General features: G+C 42.3%; 15 protein-coding genes. 12 read left to right on the plus strand and 3 right to left on the minus strand.

The genetic code is table 11. The features are described from left to right. Nucleotides 1-12 precede the first annotated feature (12 nt). On the plus strand, nucleotides 13-423 hold the full coding sequence (locus tag FA047_RS17530) for a BrxA/BrxB family bacilliredoxin (RefSeq protein WP_136837379.1): 411 nt from the start codon (nucleotides 13-15) through the stop codon (nucleotides 421-423). A 63-nt stretch (nucleotides 424-486) separates the two neighbouring features. Here the strand turns inward: FA047_RS17530 and FA047_RS17535 are convergent, their stop codons facing one another. After that, nucleotides 487-1,812, minus strand: a complete 1,326-nt coding sequence (locus tag FA047_RS17535) for a PQQ-dependent sugar dehydrogenase (RefSeq protein WP_136837380.1) — start codon at nucleotides 1,810-1,812, stop codon at nucleotides 487-489. A gap of 84 nt (nucleotides 1,813-1,896) precedes the next feature. Further along, nucleotides 1,897-2,301, minus strand: a complete 405-nt coding sequence (locus tag FA047_RS17540) for a DoxX family protein (RefSeq protein WP_136837381.1) — start codon at nucleotides 2,299-2,301, stop codon at nucleotides 1,897-1,899. A 153-nt stretch (nucleotides 2,302-2,454) separates the two neighbouring features. On the opposite strand from FA047_RS17540, the gene FA047_RS17545 reads away from it, so the two are divergent. The 7 genes from FA047_RS17545 to FA047_RS17575 all read left to right on the plus strand — a co-directional run bounded on the left by FA047_RS17545 (nucleotide 2,455) and on the right by FA047_RS17575 (nucleotide 13,007). After that, the gene (locus tag FA047_RS17545; RefSeq protein ID WP_136837382.1) at nucleotides 2,455-3,033 is read left to right on the plus strand and encodes an RNA polymerase sigma-70 factor; all 579 of its coding nucleotides are present in this window, start codon (nucleotides 2,455-2,457) and stop codon (nucleotides 3,031-3,033) included. 94 nt (nucleotides 3,034-3,127) lie between these two features. Then, the gene (locus FA047_RS17550) at nucleotides 3,128-4,246 is read left to right on the plus strand and encodes a FecR family protein (protein WP_136837383.1); all 1,119 of its coding nucleotides are present in this window, start codon (nucleotides 3,128-3,130) and stop codon (nucleotides 4,244-4,246) included. A 249-nt stretch (nucleotides 4,247-4,495) separates the two neighbouring features. Next, nucleotides 4,496-7,942, plus strand: a complete 3,447-nt coding sequence (locus FA047_RS17555) for a TonB-dependent receptor (RefSeq protein ID WP_136837384.1) — start codon at nucleotides 4,496-4,498, stop codon at nucleotides 7,940-7,942. Between the two features lie 34 nt (nucleotides 7,943-7,976). Beyond that, a complete protein-coding gene (locus tag FA047_RS17560; RefSeq protein WP_136837385.1) occupies nucleotides 7,977-9,419 on the plus strand; it encodes a RagB/SusD family nutrient uptake outer membrane protein in 1,443 nt (480 codons plus the stop codon). Nucleotides 9,420-9,513: 94 nt separating this feature from the next. Continuing rightward, nucleotides 9,514-10,713: a TlpA disulfide reductase family protein gene (locus tag FA047_RS17565; protein WP_136837386.1), complete on the plus strand. Its 1,200-nt coding sequence runs from the start codon at nucleotides 9,514-9,516 to the stop codon at nucleotides 10,711-10,713. Nucleotides 10,714-10,740: 27 nt separating this feature from the next. After that, the gene (locus FA047_RS17570; RefSeq protein WP_136837387.1) at nucleotides 10,741-11,817 is read left to right on the plus strand and encodes a TlpA disulfide reductase family protein; all 1,077 of its coding nucleotides are present in this window, start codon (nucleotides 10,741-10,743) and stop codon (nucleotides 11,815-11,817) included. A gap of 11 nt (nucleotides 11,818-11,828) precedes the next feature. Beyond that, the gene (locus tag FA047_RS17575; RefSeq protein ID WP_136837388.1) at nucleotides 11,829-13,007 is read left to right on the plus strand and encodes an AhpC/TSA family protein; all 1,179 of its coding nucleotides are present in this window, start codon (nucleotides 11,829-11,831) and stop codon (nucleotides 13,005-13,007) included. On the opposite strand, the gene FA047_RS17580 is transcribed toward FA047_RS17575, so the two are convergent. Then, complete coding sequence (locus tag FA047_RS17580; RefSeq protein ID WP_136837389.1) at nucleotides 13,004-13,189, minus strand: YtxH domain-containing protein; 186 nt, start codon at nucleotides 13,187-13,189, stop codon at nucleotides 13,004-13,006. The two genes, FA047_RS17575 and FA047_RS17580, sit on opposite strands and share 4 nt — an antisense overlap. A gap of 107 nt (nucleotides 13,190-13,296) precedes the next feature. Here FA047_RS17580 and FA047_RS17585 point away from each other — a divergent pair, with 107 nt between their 5' ends. From FA047_RS17585 to FA047_RS17600, 4 genes are all read left to right on the plus strand, one after another. Next, nucleotides 13,297-13,713, plus strand: coding sequence for a hypothetical protein (locus tag FA047_RS17585; RefSeq protein ID WP_136837390.1), 417 nt, complete (start codon nucleotides 13,297-13,299; stop codon nucleotides 13,711-13,713). A 95-nt stretch (nucleotides 13,714-13,808) separates the two neighbouring features. Beyond that, nucleotides 13,809-14,039, plus strand: a complete 231-nt coding sequence (locus FA047_RS17590) for a hypothetical protein (protein ID WP_136837391.1) — start codon at nucleotides 13,809-13,811, stop codon at nucleotides 14,037-14,039. 281 nt (nucleotides 14,040-14,320) lie between these two features. After that, a complete protein-coding gene (locus tag FA047_RS17595; protein WP_136837392.1) occupies nucleotides 14,321-14,962 on the plus strand; it encodes an RNA polymerase sigma factor in 642 nt (213 codons plus the stop codon). Between the two features lie 81 nt (nucleotides 14,963-15,043). Further along, entirely contained in the window at nucleotides 15,044-16,231 is a 1,188-nt protein-coding gene (locus FA047_RS17600; protein ID WP_136837393.1) for a FecR family protein, read from the plus strand. Nucleotides 16,232-16,518 lie beyond the last annotated feature (287 nt).

A 16,518-nucleotide genomic window follows, 5' to 3' on the forward strand; every position in this document is an offset into this window, starting at 1 on the left:
GCATTTAAAGATATGTATCCAGAATATTTAGTTGAGCCAATGCGTGCAGAGCTTACAAAAGTAGGTTTTGAGGAATTGAAAACAGCAGAAGAAGTTGATAATGCCATTAGCGGTGAAGGAACTGTATTCGTTGTGGTAAATTCAGTATGTGGTTGTGCTGCGGCAAATGCACGCCCTGCTGCGAGACTTGCAGCGGCTAATGAAAAACATCCTGATAAACTGGTAACAGTTTTTGCAGGTATGGAAAAAGAAGCGGTAGACAGAGCAAGAGGTTATATGATGCCTTTCCCTCCGTCATCTCCTTCTATGGCATTGTTCAAAGACGGTAAGCTTGTTCACATGATCGAGCGTCACCAGATTGAGGGACGTCCTGCACAAATGATTGCCGATAGCTTAATCGGTGCGTTTGACCAGTATTGCTAAGCAATTAGGTAGATAACAAAAAAGGAGTATTGCTGTGTTGCAATACCCCTTTTTTTTATTGAGCTATTTTGCGGAGATTCTCCATATCGTACTACTCACATCATCAGCCACCAATAGGGCGCCATCCTTAGTTACAGCTACTCCCACAGGCCTTCCATATACTTCACCTTTATCCGGATCAGCTATGAAACCAGTGAGGAAGTCCTGCACAGGGCCGCTGGGTTTCCCATTTTTAAAGGGGACAAAAGCAACCTTATATCCCGATAGCGCAGATCTGTTCCATGACCCATGCTGACCGATAAAAGCGCCATTCTTATATTTTTCCGGGAATTTATCTCCAGTATAGAACGCCAGTCCCAGAGACGCGGTATGGGCGCCGACCGGCACATCCGGGGAGATGGTTTTATTTACCATGTCAGGATGTTTACCTTTCCATCGCGGATCTTCATTTTTCCCAAAGTAGGCGTAAGGCCAACCATAAAATGCACCTTTTTTCACGCTGGTGATATAGTCAGGTACCAGGTCATCTCCCAGGCCGTCCCGTTCATTTACTGCTGTCCACAAGGCGTCTGTACTTGGTGCCCAAGCCATTCCAACAGGATTCCTCAATCCGCTTGCATAAATTTGCTCGCCTGTGCCATCCGGATTAATCTCCAGGATATTTGCTCTGCGGACTTCATGCTCCATGCCGTTTTCTCCGACATTGCTGCCTGAGCCTACAGAAACATAGATTTTAGAATTATCGGCATTTGCGATCAGGTTACGCGTCCAGTGGTTGTTGTAGCCGCCCGCTGGCAGACTTAAAATTTTGGTGCCTTTTCCGGTGATCTTTGTGTCGCCCGTTTTATAAGGATATTTCATCAGTCCATCGGTATTGGCTACATAAAATGCATTTCCGAAGATCAGCACACCATAGGGCTGGTTTAATCCTGTGATGAAATCACTTTGTATTTCAGGCGTTCCGTCGTTATTGGCATCTCGCAGGAGGACCACGGTGTTGGCACTTTTTCCCGCTACTTCTGCTTTGGCTTTGCCGGTGATGGCATTGGCTACCTTTTCTTTTAGCGAGCGTTCGGAGTTGGACAACACGATAAGAATATCTCCATTGGGCGCAACATAGATATTTCTCGGGCTTTTATAATCAGTGGCAAATTTTGTCACCACAAAGCCCTCTGGCGCTACAGGTGCTTTGTCAGCAGGCCAGCCTATTACTTTGCTGAATTTGTTTTTAGAAGAATTGGTGTCTGGTGCGGGCAATGCAGCATGCTGAGCAGTATCGCTGATTGCGGTGTCTGTAGCCAGGCTATCTGTCACGGACTTGTTAGATCTCGTATTGGAATTGCATGCGGCTAGGAATGCAGCAATAACGATTAAAAGTGATGTTCTCATAGTTAAAGGGTTGATTTCAATAACTATAACACTTTTTTAAAGCTAATGTTTAAAGGACAGAGAATTCAGGCGCCAGGATTGTATTTATCCAGCCTGACCAAACAAGTATATACCGAAAACACCCAGGATAAGGTATGGTACAAGTCCTGCTGCACCTGCATAATCCTTTGCAATTCGCTGTCCCAAAAACAGACAAACTAAACTTATGACAGACAATTGCAGGCCGATTACCAACATGATGCTTTCCTGTGTGAGAAGATAGTAAATACTGCCAGTACTACATAAAATGCCAGCTGCGGTTTCCAATAGCAAAATCCCAATAAAAAGAAGAGGGGAGAAACTTTTTAAAAATGTTTTCTCAAAAACACTGTCAATATAAGATTTATTGTCCCGGTAATTAAGAACCTTGTCTAAGCCCGATTGAAGGAATAAGATGCTGAAAAACAGCCCGATGATAATCTGAATGAAAATGAGTAGTGAGTAATCCATGATCTATAAATAGTTTGGGCTTAAAGTTAAGTAAATATCAGGCAAGGGTGTTAGTAAGAAAGCATTTAACACAAACTCTATGCAGGTCTGATCATCATATACTCGAAAGCTGTGTTTCTAACAAATATTTTCTTTAATATTGGATAACAATACATGGACATAGAAAACAATTTATTGGAACGGATAGCTCAGAGAGACGAAAGTGCTTTCAGGGTTATTTATGAGAAATACTATCCAAGAGTCTATACTTATGCATTGAGATACCTCAAATCGGAAACAGATGCGGAGGAAGTGGTTCATGAGGTATTTTTAAAATTGTGGTTGAGAGATTCCAGTGCATTGCCGATAAAAAGCCTGAACCCCTATCTGCAAACATTAACGAGAAATCGTTCCTTCGATATGTTACGACGTAAGGTATTAGAGAATCGCCGCGATCTTAGTTCGGCCGTGACCTGGCATGAAGATCATAATGAAACAGAAGAACTGATTATTCTCAACGATACTAAAAAGGTTTTGGAGAAAGGCATTGAACTCCTGCCGGCTCAGCAAAAGCAGGTATACCTGCTTTGCAGGGAAGAAGGTTTGAAATATGAGCAGGTAGCGGAAAAGCTTCATTTATCGCCTGCAACAGTACATACGCACATGAAATTGGCATTGAAATTTCTAAGGGTATATGTGCAGCAGCATACTGATATTGCTGCTTTATTGATTATTTATAAATTATTTCAATAAATTTTAATTTTCCATTACCCCGATGGAATTCCTCATGCGTTCTTATAATAAAGGGGGCATGGAGGATCGTTATCCGAAACCAAAATATTAAAAGATGAATAAAGAAAGAGTAGATTACCTTCATCAACAATATATTCACAATCAGATGTCTTCATCTGAATTTGAGGAATGGAAATCTCTTGTAGGAAATCTATCCTCAGAGGAGGATATAAAAGTGGCGATGGATGATCATTGGACTTCATTTCAGGACGATCATCTGCTTCGTATGCCTGTAGCTAAATCAGACGCAATATACAACAGGATGCTTGCCGGGAGAAAAATAAAGCGGATCTATTGGAAATGGATCGCTGCAGCGGCAGCGATTATAATGGTGGTCGGGTCAGTATCGTTGCTCAATTCTACAGATGACAGGATACACGTGGAAGCAGGTAAAAATACAGCGACCCTTACGTTGCCAAACGGAAAGGCGATTGCCTTAAGTGATGCGAAGTCGGGATTGGTGATAGATGCAGGTAAACTGACTTACGATGACGGCTCTTCTGTTTCAGATGCAGCGGTGGGATTGAATGAAGATAATGAGGCTGCGATGCTAAGTATCAGTACACCGAAAGGCGGCACCTATGAAATCGTGTTGAGGGACGGTACCCATGTTTGGCTGAATGCTGATAGTAAACTGGAGTTTCCAGCAAAGTTTTTAAGCTCCGGACGTGTGGTGAAATTAAGTGGAGAGGGTTATTTTGAAGTAGCGAAAAACAAACAGGCTCCTTTCAGGGTGCTGACTAAGGTACAGGAAATAGAGGTATTAGGAACGCATTTTAATGTAGATGCCTATGATAATGAAAAATCGGTGAAGACGACGCTGCTTGAGGGGCTGGTTAAGGTTTCTGCAAATGGAGTGGATAAATTATTAGATCCCGGATTTCAGTCGGTGAATACCGGCAACCGGATTTCTATTGCTAAAGTAGATGTAAATGCTGCAATAGCCTGGAAAAATAAGCAGTTCGTTTTCGAAAGTGAAAATATAAAATCAATCATGAGAAAAGTAGAGCGCTGGTATAATGTGGAGGTGATATATACCGACGAGGTTTCGGAAGAGACTTTTAGTGGAGGTGTGTCTAGGTTCGACAATTTATCAGAGGTGTTAAAGTCTTTAGAATCAACAGGAAATGTATCTTTTAAAGTAAAAGGAAGAATAGTCTACGTTTCCAGGTAAATAATCAATTATTCAACTAAACCCATATCAATGACCAAACCACTACGATAGACCACAATCAAAAAAACCAGACTTCAAGAAAGCCTGGTTCAGAGTTGGCTCCGGCCAATTAGAATTAACCGTTAACCCGCAGAATGCCAATGCTTCGAAACCTGGGCAAACTGCATAGAACCAACTAAACAAATGTATAAAAATTATACCAGGAAAAGGGGTGTACCTTCACCTCTGTACCACAAAATTTTGCTAATTATGCGCTTAACCACCGTAATATTGATAGCATCCATGCTTCAGGTTAGTGCTTCGGTACTGGCCCAGAAAATTAGCTTGTCTAGTTCTAATGCACCGCTGAAGTCAGTCCTGACCGACATAACCAAACAAAGCGGTTATATATTTCTTTACAGCGACAACCTGATGAAACAGGCGATACCCGTAGACATCAAGGTTGACGAAAAGAACATTAAAGAAGTGCTGGAAAAAATATTTGACAACCAGCCTTTAAATTACGAAATCAATAAAAATACAATTACCCTTAGGGGAAAAGAACATGATTCTTTTCTGGGGCGTGTTGGTGATTTTTTTGCAGACCATGTGGTAAGAGGTATGGTGACCGATGAGAGAGGTTTGCCACTTCCGGGGGTAACCGTAAAGATCAAAAATGACACCAGAGCTGTAGAGACTAAAGCTAACGGCGCCTTTGAAATTACGGTGCCTGATGAAAAGACTGTTTTGGTTTTTTCTTACGTAGGATATGCTACAAAAGAAATGGTAGCCAGGACTGGTATGATGGTGTCTATGGTATTGGAAACAAACAGACTGGAAGAGACTGTGGTGGTCGGTTATGGTACGACGAAAAGAAAGGACCTCACGGGATCTGTTGCTTCGGTAAGTATCACTGAGGTAAAGGATGTGCCTTTTGCTACTTTCGATCAGGCGCTGAGCGGTAAAGCTGCCGGTGTGCAGGTAGTGCAGGCAGATGGTTCTCCGGGAGGGGTTGCCAAGATTCGGATCAGGGGTGGAACCTCTTTGATGGGGGGAAATGATCCATTGTATATCATCGATGGCGTGCAGATACAAGTTCAGAACCGCTACCAGCAAGGAGCATCAGATATCGTGAGTCCGGTGGAAAGAGGCGGAAATGACGACCCTAATTTTACGGTGGCAGGTTCTTTTGCACGTGGACTGAATAGTTTGGGTGGACTGAACATCAATGACATTGAAACTATAGATATCCTTAAAGATGCTTCTGCAACAGCTATTTACGGCTCAAGAGCGGCAAATGGGGTAGTGATCATCACGACCAAAAAAGGTAAGATGAATCAGAAGCCAGTCTTTGAGGCTAATTATTATACAGGAGTAAGCTTAGCTGAGAACGAAAAGGTATTGAACAGAGATCAATACATCATGATTGTCAAAGAAGCTGCTAAAAACCTGAACGATGCACGTGCAGCGAAAGTTCCGGTACTTGCACCAAATGCACTTGCTACGCAGATCCTTACTGATCCGGGTTATTTTGGAACAGCAAACACGGACTGGCTTGACCTGGTGACCCGTACAGGGATCACTCAAAATGCAGACCTTTCGGTGAGAGGTGGTGGTTCAGGTTCGCGTTATTATACTTCACTCAGCTACAACAGTTCGCAAGGAACGGTATTGGGAACAGACTTCAGGCGTATCGCCGGAAAGGTAAGTCTGGACAATGACATCACCAGTAAATTGCGTTTCAATACCAATCTGGATTATGGTTTCAGTACCAATAACATCACCAACGGATTGTATACACAGGCTATATTTGCACCGCCTACGGTAGATCCATACAATGCGGATGGCAGTATTAAAATTATTGACCCTGCATCTATCGGTGCCTATGCGTATGAAGGATTTCAAAACCCGCTTTTACTTACCAAAGGGATTAATAAGTCGAACACACTTTTCCTGATCGGTAGTCTGGCAGGTGAATATGACATCGTAAAAGACCTCACCTTTAGAAGTTCGGTTTCTGTAAACTACAATAATTACCGTCAGAACAACTATATCCCAAGTACTGTAGCGGTGGCTACACCTAATGGAACTGGAAGCTCTAACAACGGTACGGCTACACAGGCACAGGCTGAGCAGGTAAATACCTTTGTTCAGAATACGATAACCTGGAATAAAGAATTCAATGAAAATCACCGTTTGAATGTGGTGGCTGGTACAGATTGGCAGATCACGAAAGGGAATGCTTTTTCTGCAAGCGGACAGGGCTTCCCCGACGATGAGTATTTAAATAACCTTTCTTCAGCAGCGGTAACTTTACCATCAACAGGAACATCAGATCAGAATTCATTGCTGAGTTTTTACATGAGAGCTAACTATAGCCTGATGGATAAATACATGTTCACATTTACAGGGAGGTCGGACGCTTCTTCAAAATTCCCGGTGACCAACCGTGTAGGTTATTTCCCTTCGGGCGGTGTGGCATGGAGGATTTCACAGGAGAATTTTTTAAAGAATGTGAAATGGATCAGTGAGATCAAACTGAGAGCGAGTGCCGGTTATACTGGTACTCAGAATATTGGCAACAACCTGTTCTATACCCTTTATTCACCGGTATCATATGCGGGGTTGAATGGACTTTCACCTTCACAGCTTGGTAATGAGCGGTTAAAATGGGAATCCACCTTACAAAAAGATGCGGGTATCGATTTTGCCTTTTTTAATTCCCGTCTTCGCGGAGGAGTGGGTTATTATGAAAAGACCACTAGTGGAGTGTTGTTCCCTACAACCGTTGCGGGAAGCTCCGGTTTTGGCCAGGTGACTTCAAATATTGCCAACATTCGTAACCGTGGTCTGGAAATAGAACTGAGTGGAGATTTTATACGGGGTAAAAATTTCCAATGGTCAGGGAGTTTTAATATATCCGGCAACCGTTCTAAAGTACTTGCGCTATCTAACCAGGTTGACGATCCGGACAATCCGGGCATCTACCAGTTTGGAAATACTGTGCTGAAAGTAGGAGAACCAGTGGGGCTGCTATACGGAAGGGTGTTCGATAAAATTCTTAGCACACAGGCTGAGGTGGATGCATATAAAGTAGGAAATGTGCTCGCGGGTAGTTATCCATACCTCGGTATCGGTGACCCTAGTTATATATTAGATCCTAATGCTTTTGGTCCCGGAATCAGGTATTTTGCGGATGATATCATTGGAAAAGCCGAGCCTAAATTTTACGGCGGTTATACCAACAGGATGAGCTATAAAGATTTCAGTCTGACCACACTGGCAACCTTCTCTTATGGTGGAGATATTTACTATCTGGCAGATGTGCAGAACCAGGACATGGGAAAGAGAACAAACAAAGGTATTAGAATTCTAGACCGCTGGACTCCTGAAAACACGGATGCCACAAGACCACGCTTAATTCAGGGTCAGGGCGCTTATGCTTACGCCGCAAGTAACAATGTGTATGATGCATCTTTCATCAAATTAAAATCGGTAACCTTTGCTTACCAGTTTCCAAAAAGCCTGACCAGCAAATGGAAACTGAATGGTATATCTGCGTACGTTTCCGCGACCAACCTGTTCACCATCACCAATTATCCAGGTGTAGATCCTGAGACAAGTAATGATCCGTACAGTCTGATTGGCGGATATAGTGATTCAGGAGGTTATCCATATGTGAGACAGTTCAGCCTGGGAATCCGGGTAGGTTTATAGTACAGGGGAATAAAATTTAATTAGAACAAAGGACATGAAAACATTATATAAATTTCTGACAATGGGTGTTGTGCTCATTGGGGCCTACGGCTGTAAAAAAGAATTGAATGCACCACCTAAAAATGCCAAAGTAGAAGGGAATACCATTTTAGATCAGGCAACCTCTCAGATTGCTTTGAATGGTGCTTATTACAATTTTGCCAATGCCAATAACATCAGTACAGACTGGCAGCAGCATCAGATTCTTCCGGCAGAATTTGCAGGCTATTTAGGCTATGGTTTTGGTGCAAGTCCATCTGAGGAGAATATGACAGAAGGTAGCTCTGGTACATATTGGAACGAATCTTACAAAGCCCTGAATAGCACCAACGGTGTGATCAAGGGTGTGAATGAGCTTGCGGACAATAAGTTTACAGGCAACAGGAAAAAAGAAGTGATTGCCGAAGCGAAATTCATTCGTGCTTACGCACATTTCAAACTGTTGAGTTACTATGCAGAATGGTACAAGATCGGCAGTACGCAGGGGGTTCTGTTGAGGGACGAGCTTTCAACGTTGACGAATATCATAAAAAAGCGTAGTACGGTTAAGGAAAGCTATGATTTCATCATTGCTGATATAAATGAAGCGATTGCTAATGGGCCATCAAGTAATCCAAACCACTATGCGACCAAGTGGGCGGCAATGGTGCTGAAAATGCGTGTATTGATGAGTAGGGCGGGAACCGGAGATTATGCTGAGGTAATTACACTTGCAGACAACATCATGCAGAATAGCCCGTATGTATTGGAAGCCAGTCAGCAAAGCCTGTTTCACACGATTGGTTTAGCCAGTAAGGAAGTGATTTTAGGGGTTAAGCCACAAGCGCTTCAGCCTACCGATCCCTATTCCAAAACCCGACAATACTTTCCAGGGGCTTCAGCTCTGTATGTAGCCAAAGGAGCTTTGAAGGATCTTTACGCCAATGATCCGCGAGGAAGCTGGGTTATTGGTACCGCAAATCCTAATGCACAGTATTCGCCTAATACCTTTTATTTCAACAAATACAATGCACAGGGCGTTGCTCCCTCGGCATTGACTGAAACAGACTATGCGATGCGCCTTACGGAAGTCTACTTACTGAAAGCAGAAGCTATAGTAAGATCTGGAGGTAGCCTGGCCACAGCAAAAACATTGATTCATCAAATACAGGCAAAGGCAGGTATAACCGCAATTTCTAATAATTTTCACTATTTGGCTGTGGAGGCGGCAAACACTCCTGATGCAGTATTATTGGAGTTATATAAGGAAACTTCAAAAAGTATGGTGGGAGAGGATGGCAGCGAATGGATGGCGTTACTGCGTTTCCCGCTGTCTGTTGTGACGCAATTGAAACCGACCATTACGACTCAAACTCAGTATATTATTCCTGTTCCAAAAGGTGAATTTATCTACAATCCGCAGTTTGGTGAACAAAACACGGGATATAGCGCAAATTAAACGACTTATTATATGAAACCATCAGATTTGTCAAACCACACAGTGGGGTGATAAATCTGATAGCTTCATCACAAAAGAAAACAAATTTAAACAGATGAAAAAGTACTTATTGACATTATCATTGCTGGCAGGTATGATTCCGGTACTGGCCCAGGATGGTTCCTTTACATTGCAAGGCAAGATTAAAGGGCAAAGTAGCGGGATGTTAAAATTAACTTACCCGGATACAAAAGACGGATATAAGCAGGACAGCGCTGCCATTCAGAACGGACAATTTGAATTCAAAGGTAAAGTGGCAGGCCCGGTGATGGCTTACATCATGGGAGCTGTAAAAAGCCAGGGCTTCGACGATCCGAATATGGCTACCTTTTTTATTGAGCCAGGGAAACTGAGTTTGGAGCTAACCAACGGAGATTTCAAAAACCTGAAATTAAAAGGTTCTAAAACCCAGGAAGAGTTAGTGGCCCTGAATCTTCGTAAAAAAACACAGCTGGAGCAAATGCGTGTATTGTCGGCAGCCTATAACAAGGCCAATACGAACTACATAGACGCAAGAAAGGCCGGTAAACCTGAAGCAGAACTGGAAGCTCTAAAGGAGGCTGCAACGGCAGAAAAGGACAAGATGGATCCTGTGAGAGAGGAGATGGATAAAATTGATATGGAATACATCAGGACTCATCATGATTCAGATTATTCAGCCTATGCTTTAAGCTGGAAGGTTTCTTCGTTGCCACTTGCAGAATCTAAACTGCTTTACTCGAAACTATCAGACCGTATCAAACAAAGCAGCTATGGTAAAAAAATTGCGGAGGAGATCAAGAGCCTGGAAGGCGGATCGCCAGGGGGTATAGCTTCGGTATTCAGCTCGACAGATATTAACGGACAGCCGCTGAGTCTCGCTGATTTTAAGGGCAAGAAGTATGTGTTGCTTGATTTCTGGGCCAGCTGGTGTGTGCCATGTCGTAAGGGTAACCCTCATTTATTGTCCTTGTATAGCAAGTACAAAGATAAAGGTTTGGAAATAGTGGGGGTGTCTGATGATGACGGTAATCTTCCAGCCTGGAAGAAGGCTGTAGAGCAGGATAAGATCGGAGTGTGGAAGCATGTGCTGCGCGGTCTGAAACGCACGGCAACAGGTTATGATAAGTCGGCAGACATCAGTGAACCTTACGCCATCCATACATTGCCAACTAAGATACTAATCGATAAGAACGGAATCATCGTTGGACGCTATGGTGGCGGTGGCGAAAATGATGAGGCTATGGATAAAAAACTGGCTGAGATCTTCAACTAACAACTTAAACAAAAACATAAAAAAACGATGAAAGTAATTAAATCATTGGCAGCTGCAGGACTGCTGTGTATGGCGGGTGCCGCTTTTGGGCAGCAGGCTAAAGTGACTGGCGACATCAAGGGCCTTGGCGACGTAGACGTCAACATCCATTATTATGAAGGAGCTGAAACAAAAACAGGTACGATAAAGACCACAGGAGGAAAGTTTAGCTGGACAGGCAATATGCCGGCTCCTCAGAAGGTGACACTGATGTTTCCAAACAGGGCAGCATGGGTATACCTGGAGCCCGGAAATATTTCAATTAAAGGCACAGCAGACTCTCTGCATGCGCTGAAAGTTACCGGTTCTAAAACACAGACAGAAGCAGATGCATTTGAGGCCTCCCAAAAACATCTGGATGATCAGCTGATGCCGCTATACCAGAAATATGGAAAGTTAGGCAAAGAAGAACAATTGGCCCTGGAAGAAAAAATTAATGGGATCAGGAAACAGATGCGCGAGATGGAGAATACATACATCGCTGCTCATCCTGAGAGTGCGGTGAGTCTGGCCATGGTAACTGATCGCGCCGGCATGGGTAGCTATCAGGACATCCAGACGATCTACGAGAAACTGGGGCCAAAAATGAAAGCAAGTGCTGAAGGGAAACGCTTGTCGGAGCGACTGACGGTTCTGAAACGCAGCTCGATTGGTGAGCAGATGCTGAACTTTACCCAAAATGATATGGAAGGTAAACCTGTAAGCTTTGCTTCTTTTAAAGGTAAATACGTGCTTGTAGATTTCTGGGCGAGCTGGTGTGGCCCCTGTCGTGCTGAAAACCCGAATGTGCTAAAAGCCTACAATACCTATAAAGACAAGAACTTTACCGTAGTGGGTATTTCACTGGATGATAAAGGTGACAACTGGAAAAAGGCCGTTAAGGATGATGGTATGCCATGGACACAACTGTCGGATCTGAAGGGCTGGAAAAATGAGGTATCTACCTATTATGGCATCATGGGTATTCCAAGTACTTTACTGGTAGACCCGCAGGGGAAAATCATAGCCAAGGATTTGAGAGGAGAGATGCTGAATAAGAAACTGGAAGAGTTATTTAAAAACTAAAAATACACAGTATGATGATGAACAAATTAAAGAACAGTTTGATGGCTGTAACCCTGGTTGCGGTAGCAGGCTGTGCACAAAATAAATCTTCGGATGGCTACGCCATTTCAGGTAAAATCAAGGGAGTAGATTCAGGCATGGTCAGATTGATGCACTATAATGAAGCTGACCGAACTTCTAAGGCTGTAGATAGTGCTTTGTTAAAAGACGGTGTTTTTGAACTGAAGGGGAAAATAGATAACCCGGAAGTGATGGGGCTGCAATTTTCGTCCGGCAACTGGGGGATGAGGTTGTTTGTAGAAAACAGCAAGATTACTGTTGATATTGATACTACAGGTGCTGAGCATTACGATTATACAGCTTATGGCATGGGAAAAGGTGCAAGCCTGAAGACATTTAAGATAAGCGGTTCCAAAGTGAATGATGAATATGAGCAATATGAAAACAATCCTGAGCAACTTAAATTTAAGGCAGCCTATGCAGCACTTGATAAGATGAAGGGTGCAGACCATGAGGCATTGCGTGCCAAGTCAGATTCCATCAGCAAACTATACAAAGCATGGCAGTTGAAATATATTAATGATTTTGTGGCAAAAGACCCCGCTTCTGTAGCCGGAGTATATATGTTTAGCAATTATTATATGTTTGAATCCTCTATGCCTATTTCAAAGGTAGAGGCTATGCTGGCTAAGTTTCAATCAGGCGCTAAAGGGTCAGCTTATTATGATAACCTGAGTGAAAACATAGAGATGAGAAAGCGTGTCTTGCCAGGCAAATCTGCTCCTGATTTTACTTTATTAACACGCGATAGTACCTCATTCAGCCTTTCTTCAACAAAAGGTAAATATGTGATGGTCGACTTCTGGGCAAGCTGGTGCAAGCCATGCAGAGAGGCTATTCCACACTGGAAAGAAGTTTATCAGAAATATAAAGACAAAGGATTTGAAATTGTGAGCGTTTCTAATGACAGCAAGTGGAAGGATTGGTTTAAAGCCATGGACCAGGAACAAATGCCATGGATCCAGGTATGTGATGAATTTCCTTTAAAGAATATGCCGGCTAAGGTTTCTACATTGTACCAAACCCCGTCTCTTCCTTGTTATGTTTTGTTGGATAAGGAAGGTAAGATCTTAGTGCACACTATAGAAGAAAAGGACATAGACCGTAAGCTTGCAGAGGTATTTCGTTAATACCTCTGCTTTTCGAGTTCTACTTTGAACTCCTCTTTTACATTTTTTACCTTTTCCATCCATTCAGGAGCTTTCTCTTTGAGATCATCCATTATTGATCTCCCGTTTAAGTCCTTTTTCGTTACATATTTAATGACGCCGTATACTGCGGCGCCTATTAATGCTGTTTTTAATAAGCCCATTTGTTTAAAGATTGATGTGATTGAAGAACAACTTACGCTTTGAAAGGTTTTGTTTTATTTGTAGCGTTTTGTTAAATTCTACCGTTTCCTTTAAAAACCGATAAACGATGAAGAGAATTGCGCTTGCATTATTAATGGCCGGGACGTTGCTGGCCTGTAAAAAAGACAGAAATAATACTGACTGTGGAAATAAGATTTGCACTGATATTTTTGTATCGGCAACCGTAAAGTTTGTAGACAATAAAGGTCTGGCCGCCGAAGTAAAAGACTATAGTGTGGTGAACCAGCGGACCGGCGAAAAAATTGATGCTCATTTTACCAGTTCATATTATGTGAAAGGCTCCTACTTAGTGGTAAATGATAATTTTACTTCGAAGTTGTCTGAAGCGGGTGACGATTTGAAGGTTACAGGCACATCTGTAGAGACCAACCAGACCAAATCTGCAGTGGTAAAAGTAAAGGGTGGCGAATGTGCCTGCCATATAGAAAAAGTTTCGGGTCCGGAACAAATTGCTTTCAATTAGTGCATCAGCTGTGATTGATAACATAACATTAACTAACCAATGAGTTAAAATAGGTTGTCTTGTTTTGCGCTCAACTAGCAAGGTTAGATCACAACATGGAAAAAGCACAAATAAAAATCAGCTCAGATCTGCAAAGGTTTATCGACAAATTTGAACCGAACAAATTTAAACTGCTGTCTAAAGGAATTGAGATCAGAGGTATCAATGACATCCACAGGAACATTATCCAGGCCAAAGCTTTGATTGAGAGGCTGGAACTTAATCTTGTAGTGGCGCACAATGCTGAAATGCTCAGTTATGGAGGTTTTGAAGTGAACAACGCGTAAAGAGAAAGAGGTGCATTTGCATTGCCTTTGATTTCTTTTCGATATGCGTTCGTATAATTACAACATAAACGTATTCTACGGTGATAATGAGTGATTCTACGGTGACTACAATGGATGCCACAGCAAAGGATTCTATTGTTGTGGACACTGCAGTGAAAAAGTAAGTAATCTGACTTTGACCAACTTTTAAAAGAGCCTGCAAATTTCTAGGCTTTTTTTGTAGGCTGAAAAAGAAATGAGCCGTAATTGATGTTTGGTTAATATTGATAACTTACCTAATCTTGCAGAAATTTAGTAAATTAGTAACGGGGGGAGGTAATTTAATAAACGTCATGGCTGCTTACGGTACTTATACAGATCAGGAACTGATTGCTTTAATGAGGCAGGGGGATGAGCATGCCTTTAATGTTTTATTTGAGCATCATCAGCAGCTTGTTTTTAGTATAGCCATGAAAATGACACATTCCAGATCCCAAGCCAAGGAAGTAGTACAGGATGTGTTTTTGAAGATATGGATAAAACGGGGAGAGCTTGATGGTGTTGAAAATTTTGGTGCTTACCTGAACAGAATTGCAAGAAATCAAAGCATTGACGCATTAAGACGAATTGCCCGGAAAGCGCTGAGGACGGTCGAACTAAAAGAGGAGCAGTTAGAAAATGGTGAGGATTTGACTGAACAAACATTGAGTTATCATGAAATGGGGGGCATGATTGCACAGGCAGTTGAAACCCTTTCACCACAGCAGCGTAAGGTTTACCAGCTTTGTCATGAACAGGGATTGAAATATGAAGAAGCTGCAAATCAACTTGGCCTGAGTGCTGGTACTGTTCATGCTCATATGAAGGTAGCTTTGGGAAATATCAGAAAGTATCTTAAAAATATGGATGCGATGCTGGTCTTGATTCTATTGATGAATAAATAAAAATATTTTACATCACACTACCCCGATACCCTTATTCATTTCGTCAAGCTGTTGAAAGGCATTAAAATGTACCTGTAATTTATGACTGCTGATTCAGAATTTTCTTTATTGTTCCGCAAATATGTCGATGGAAATGCATCACATGATGAACGACTTGCGTTTTTAGAGCTGGTTAATCATGACGAAGTGCAGGCTGAGCTTGCTCAGCTGGTAGATGCTGAATTGAAATCCAGGAATACCTATAGCCTGGATGAAGACGAACAACAGGAAATTCTAAATAACATTTATAAGATGGCACCTGTAATGCCATCTGCCGATAAAAAAATAAAGCTGTCAGGGTTTCGGATCACCTTAGGAATGGCGGCAGGTATCGCAGCTGTAGTGGGAGGGCTTGTTTTTGGACTTTGGTTCTTCAATTACAGATCTGAGATCGCTGGTGGTTCCCATGATAACAAATATAGGTATGCCAATGATATCACACCAGGTAAGAACGGGGCAACAATTACACTGGCCAATGGCAAGGTGATAAAGCTAAGGGACAACAAGAGTGGGGTAGTGATAGGTGAGGACAGGTTGGCCTATAGTGATAATAATGATGTAGTAGATTTGTCGCTGCGCTCTGTCGAGATGACAGCCGAAACAGAGAAAGGCCAGACCTACGAATTCACGTTACCTGATGGTACTAAGGTGTGGATAAATGCTGCCAGTAAATTGCAGATACCTTCCAGCTTTTCGCGGGGAGGTGTAAGAAAAATTTATTTGGATGGCGAAGCTTATTTTGAAGTGACTAAGAATAAAGAGCGTCCCTTTGTGGTAGAAAGTAATGGGCAGCAGGTAGAAGTACTTGGTACTCATTTTAATATAAACAGCTATGCTGATGAGGGTAGTGTGAAAACAACATTATTGGAAGGATCTGTGCGTGTTGCTACGCACTCTTATGGAGTAGAAAGCAGCACGGTACTCAAACCCCAGCAGCAGGCAACCCTGATTAATCAGGCCATTAAAGTAAAAGAAACAAATACCGAAGAAGTGCTGGCCTGGAAAAATGGCAGCATCGTATTCAGGGATAAAACACTGGAGGGACTCATGCGTGAATTGGCCCGTTGGTACGATGTGACAGTTGTGTATGCCGCGGATGCACCAAAGAACGTCACATTTAGCGGCGCAGTATCAAGAACCAGAAACATATCAACTGTACTGGAGAGAATGCAAACTACTGGCAGTGTGAAGTTTAAAATAGAAGGCAGGACTGTAACGGTAATGAAATAAAGACTATTTAATTAAATCATATAATCAACAACCTAAACAACCAGTTATGAAAGAAATTCTACGCCACTAAGACCAGAGAAAAAGGGGCTTTTAAATAAAAAGCCGAAAAGTGGTTCGAACACTTTCCGGCAATAGTTTGAGCAACCATTCCTGAAAAATTTCAGGAAGAACAATTATTTGCTAACAATCAATTCTCAACTCAAACCAATTCAAACTTAGGCATTATTGCTTAACAAAGCAATATGATGTCTGTCGTCGACTTCCTGTGTTTGAATACAAAACAATGA

The organism is Pedobacter frigoris, assembly GCF_005116445.1.
Classification (GTDB): Bacteria; Bacteroidota; Bacteroidia; order Sphingobacteriales; family Sphingobacteriaceae; genus Pedobacter; species Pedobacter frigoris.

Bases quoted from the DNA above. Each gene is read 5' to 3' on its own strand.
- FA047_RS17585 (WP_136837390.1), top strand. From the start codon at position 13,297: ATGAAGAGAATTGCGCTTGCATTATTAATGGCCGGGACGTTGCTGGCC.
- FA047_RS17565 (WP_136837386.1), top strand. From the start codon at position 9,514: ATGAAAAAGTACTTATTGACATTATCATTGCTGGCAGGTATGATTCCG.
- FA047_RS17575 (WP_136837388.1), top strand. From the start codon at position 11,829: ATGATGATGAACAAATTAAAGAACAGTTTGATGGCTGTAACCCTGGTT.
- FA047_RS17545 (WP_136837382.1), top strand. From the start codon at position 2,455: ATGGACATAGAAAACAATTTATTGGAACGGATAGCTCAGAGAGACGAA.
- FA047_RS17555 (WP_136837384.1), top strand. From the start codon at position 4,496: ATGCGCTTAACCACCGTAATATTGATAGCATCCATGCTTCAGGTTAGT.
- FA047_RS17570 (WP_136837387.1), top strand. From the start codon at position 10,741: ATGAAAGTAATTAAATCATTGGCAGCTGCAGGACTGCTGTGTATGGCG.
- FA047_RS17530 (WP_136837379.1), top strand. From the start codon at position 13: ATGTATCCAGAATATTTAGTTGAGCCAATGCGTGCAGAGCTTACAAAA.
- FA047_RS17600 (WP_136837393.1), top strand. From the start codon at position 15,044: ATGACTGCTGATTCAGAATTTTCTTTATTGTTCCGCAAATATGTCGAT.
- FA047_RS17580 (WP_136837389.1), bottom strand. From the start codon at position 13,189: ATGGGCTTATTAAAAACAGCATTAATAGGCGCCGCAGTATACGGCGTC.
- FA047_RS17590 (WP_136837391.1), top strand. From the start codon at position 13,809: ATGGAAAAAGCACAAATAAAAATCAGCTCAGATCTGCAAAGGTTTATC.
- FA047_RS17560 (WP_136837385.1), top strand. From the start codon at position 7,977: ATGAAAACATTATATAAATTTCTGACAATGGGTGTTGTGCTCATTGGG.
- FA047_RS17540 (WP_136837381.1), bottom strand. From the start codon at position 2,301: ATGGATTACTCACTACTCATTTTCATTCAGATTATCATCGGGCTGTTT.
- FA047_RS17535 (WP_136837380.1), bottom strand. From the start codon at position 1,812: ATGAGAACATCACTTTTAATCGTTATTGCTGCATTCCTAGCCGCATGC.
- FA047_RS17550 (WP_136837383.1), top strand. From the start codon at position 3,128: ATGAATAAAGAAAGAGTAGATTACCTTCATCAACAATATATTCACAAT.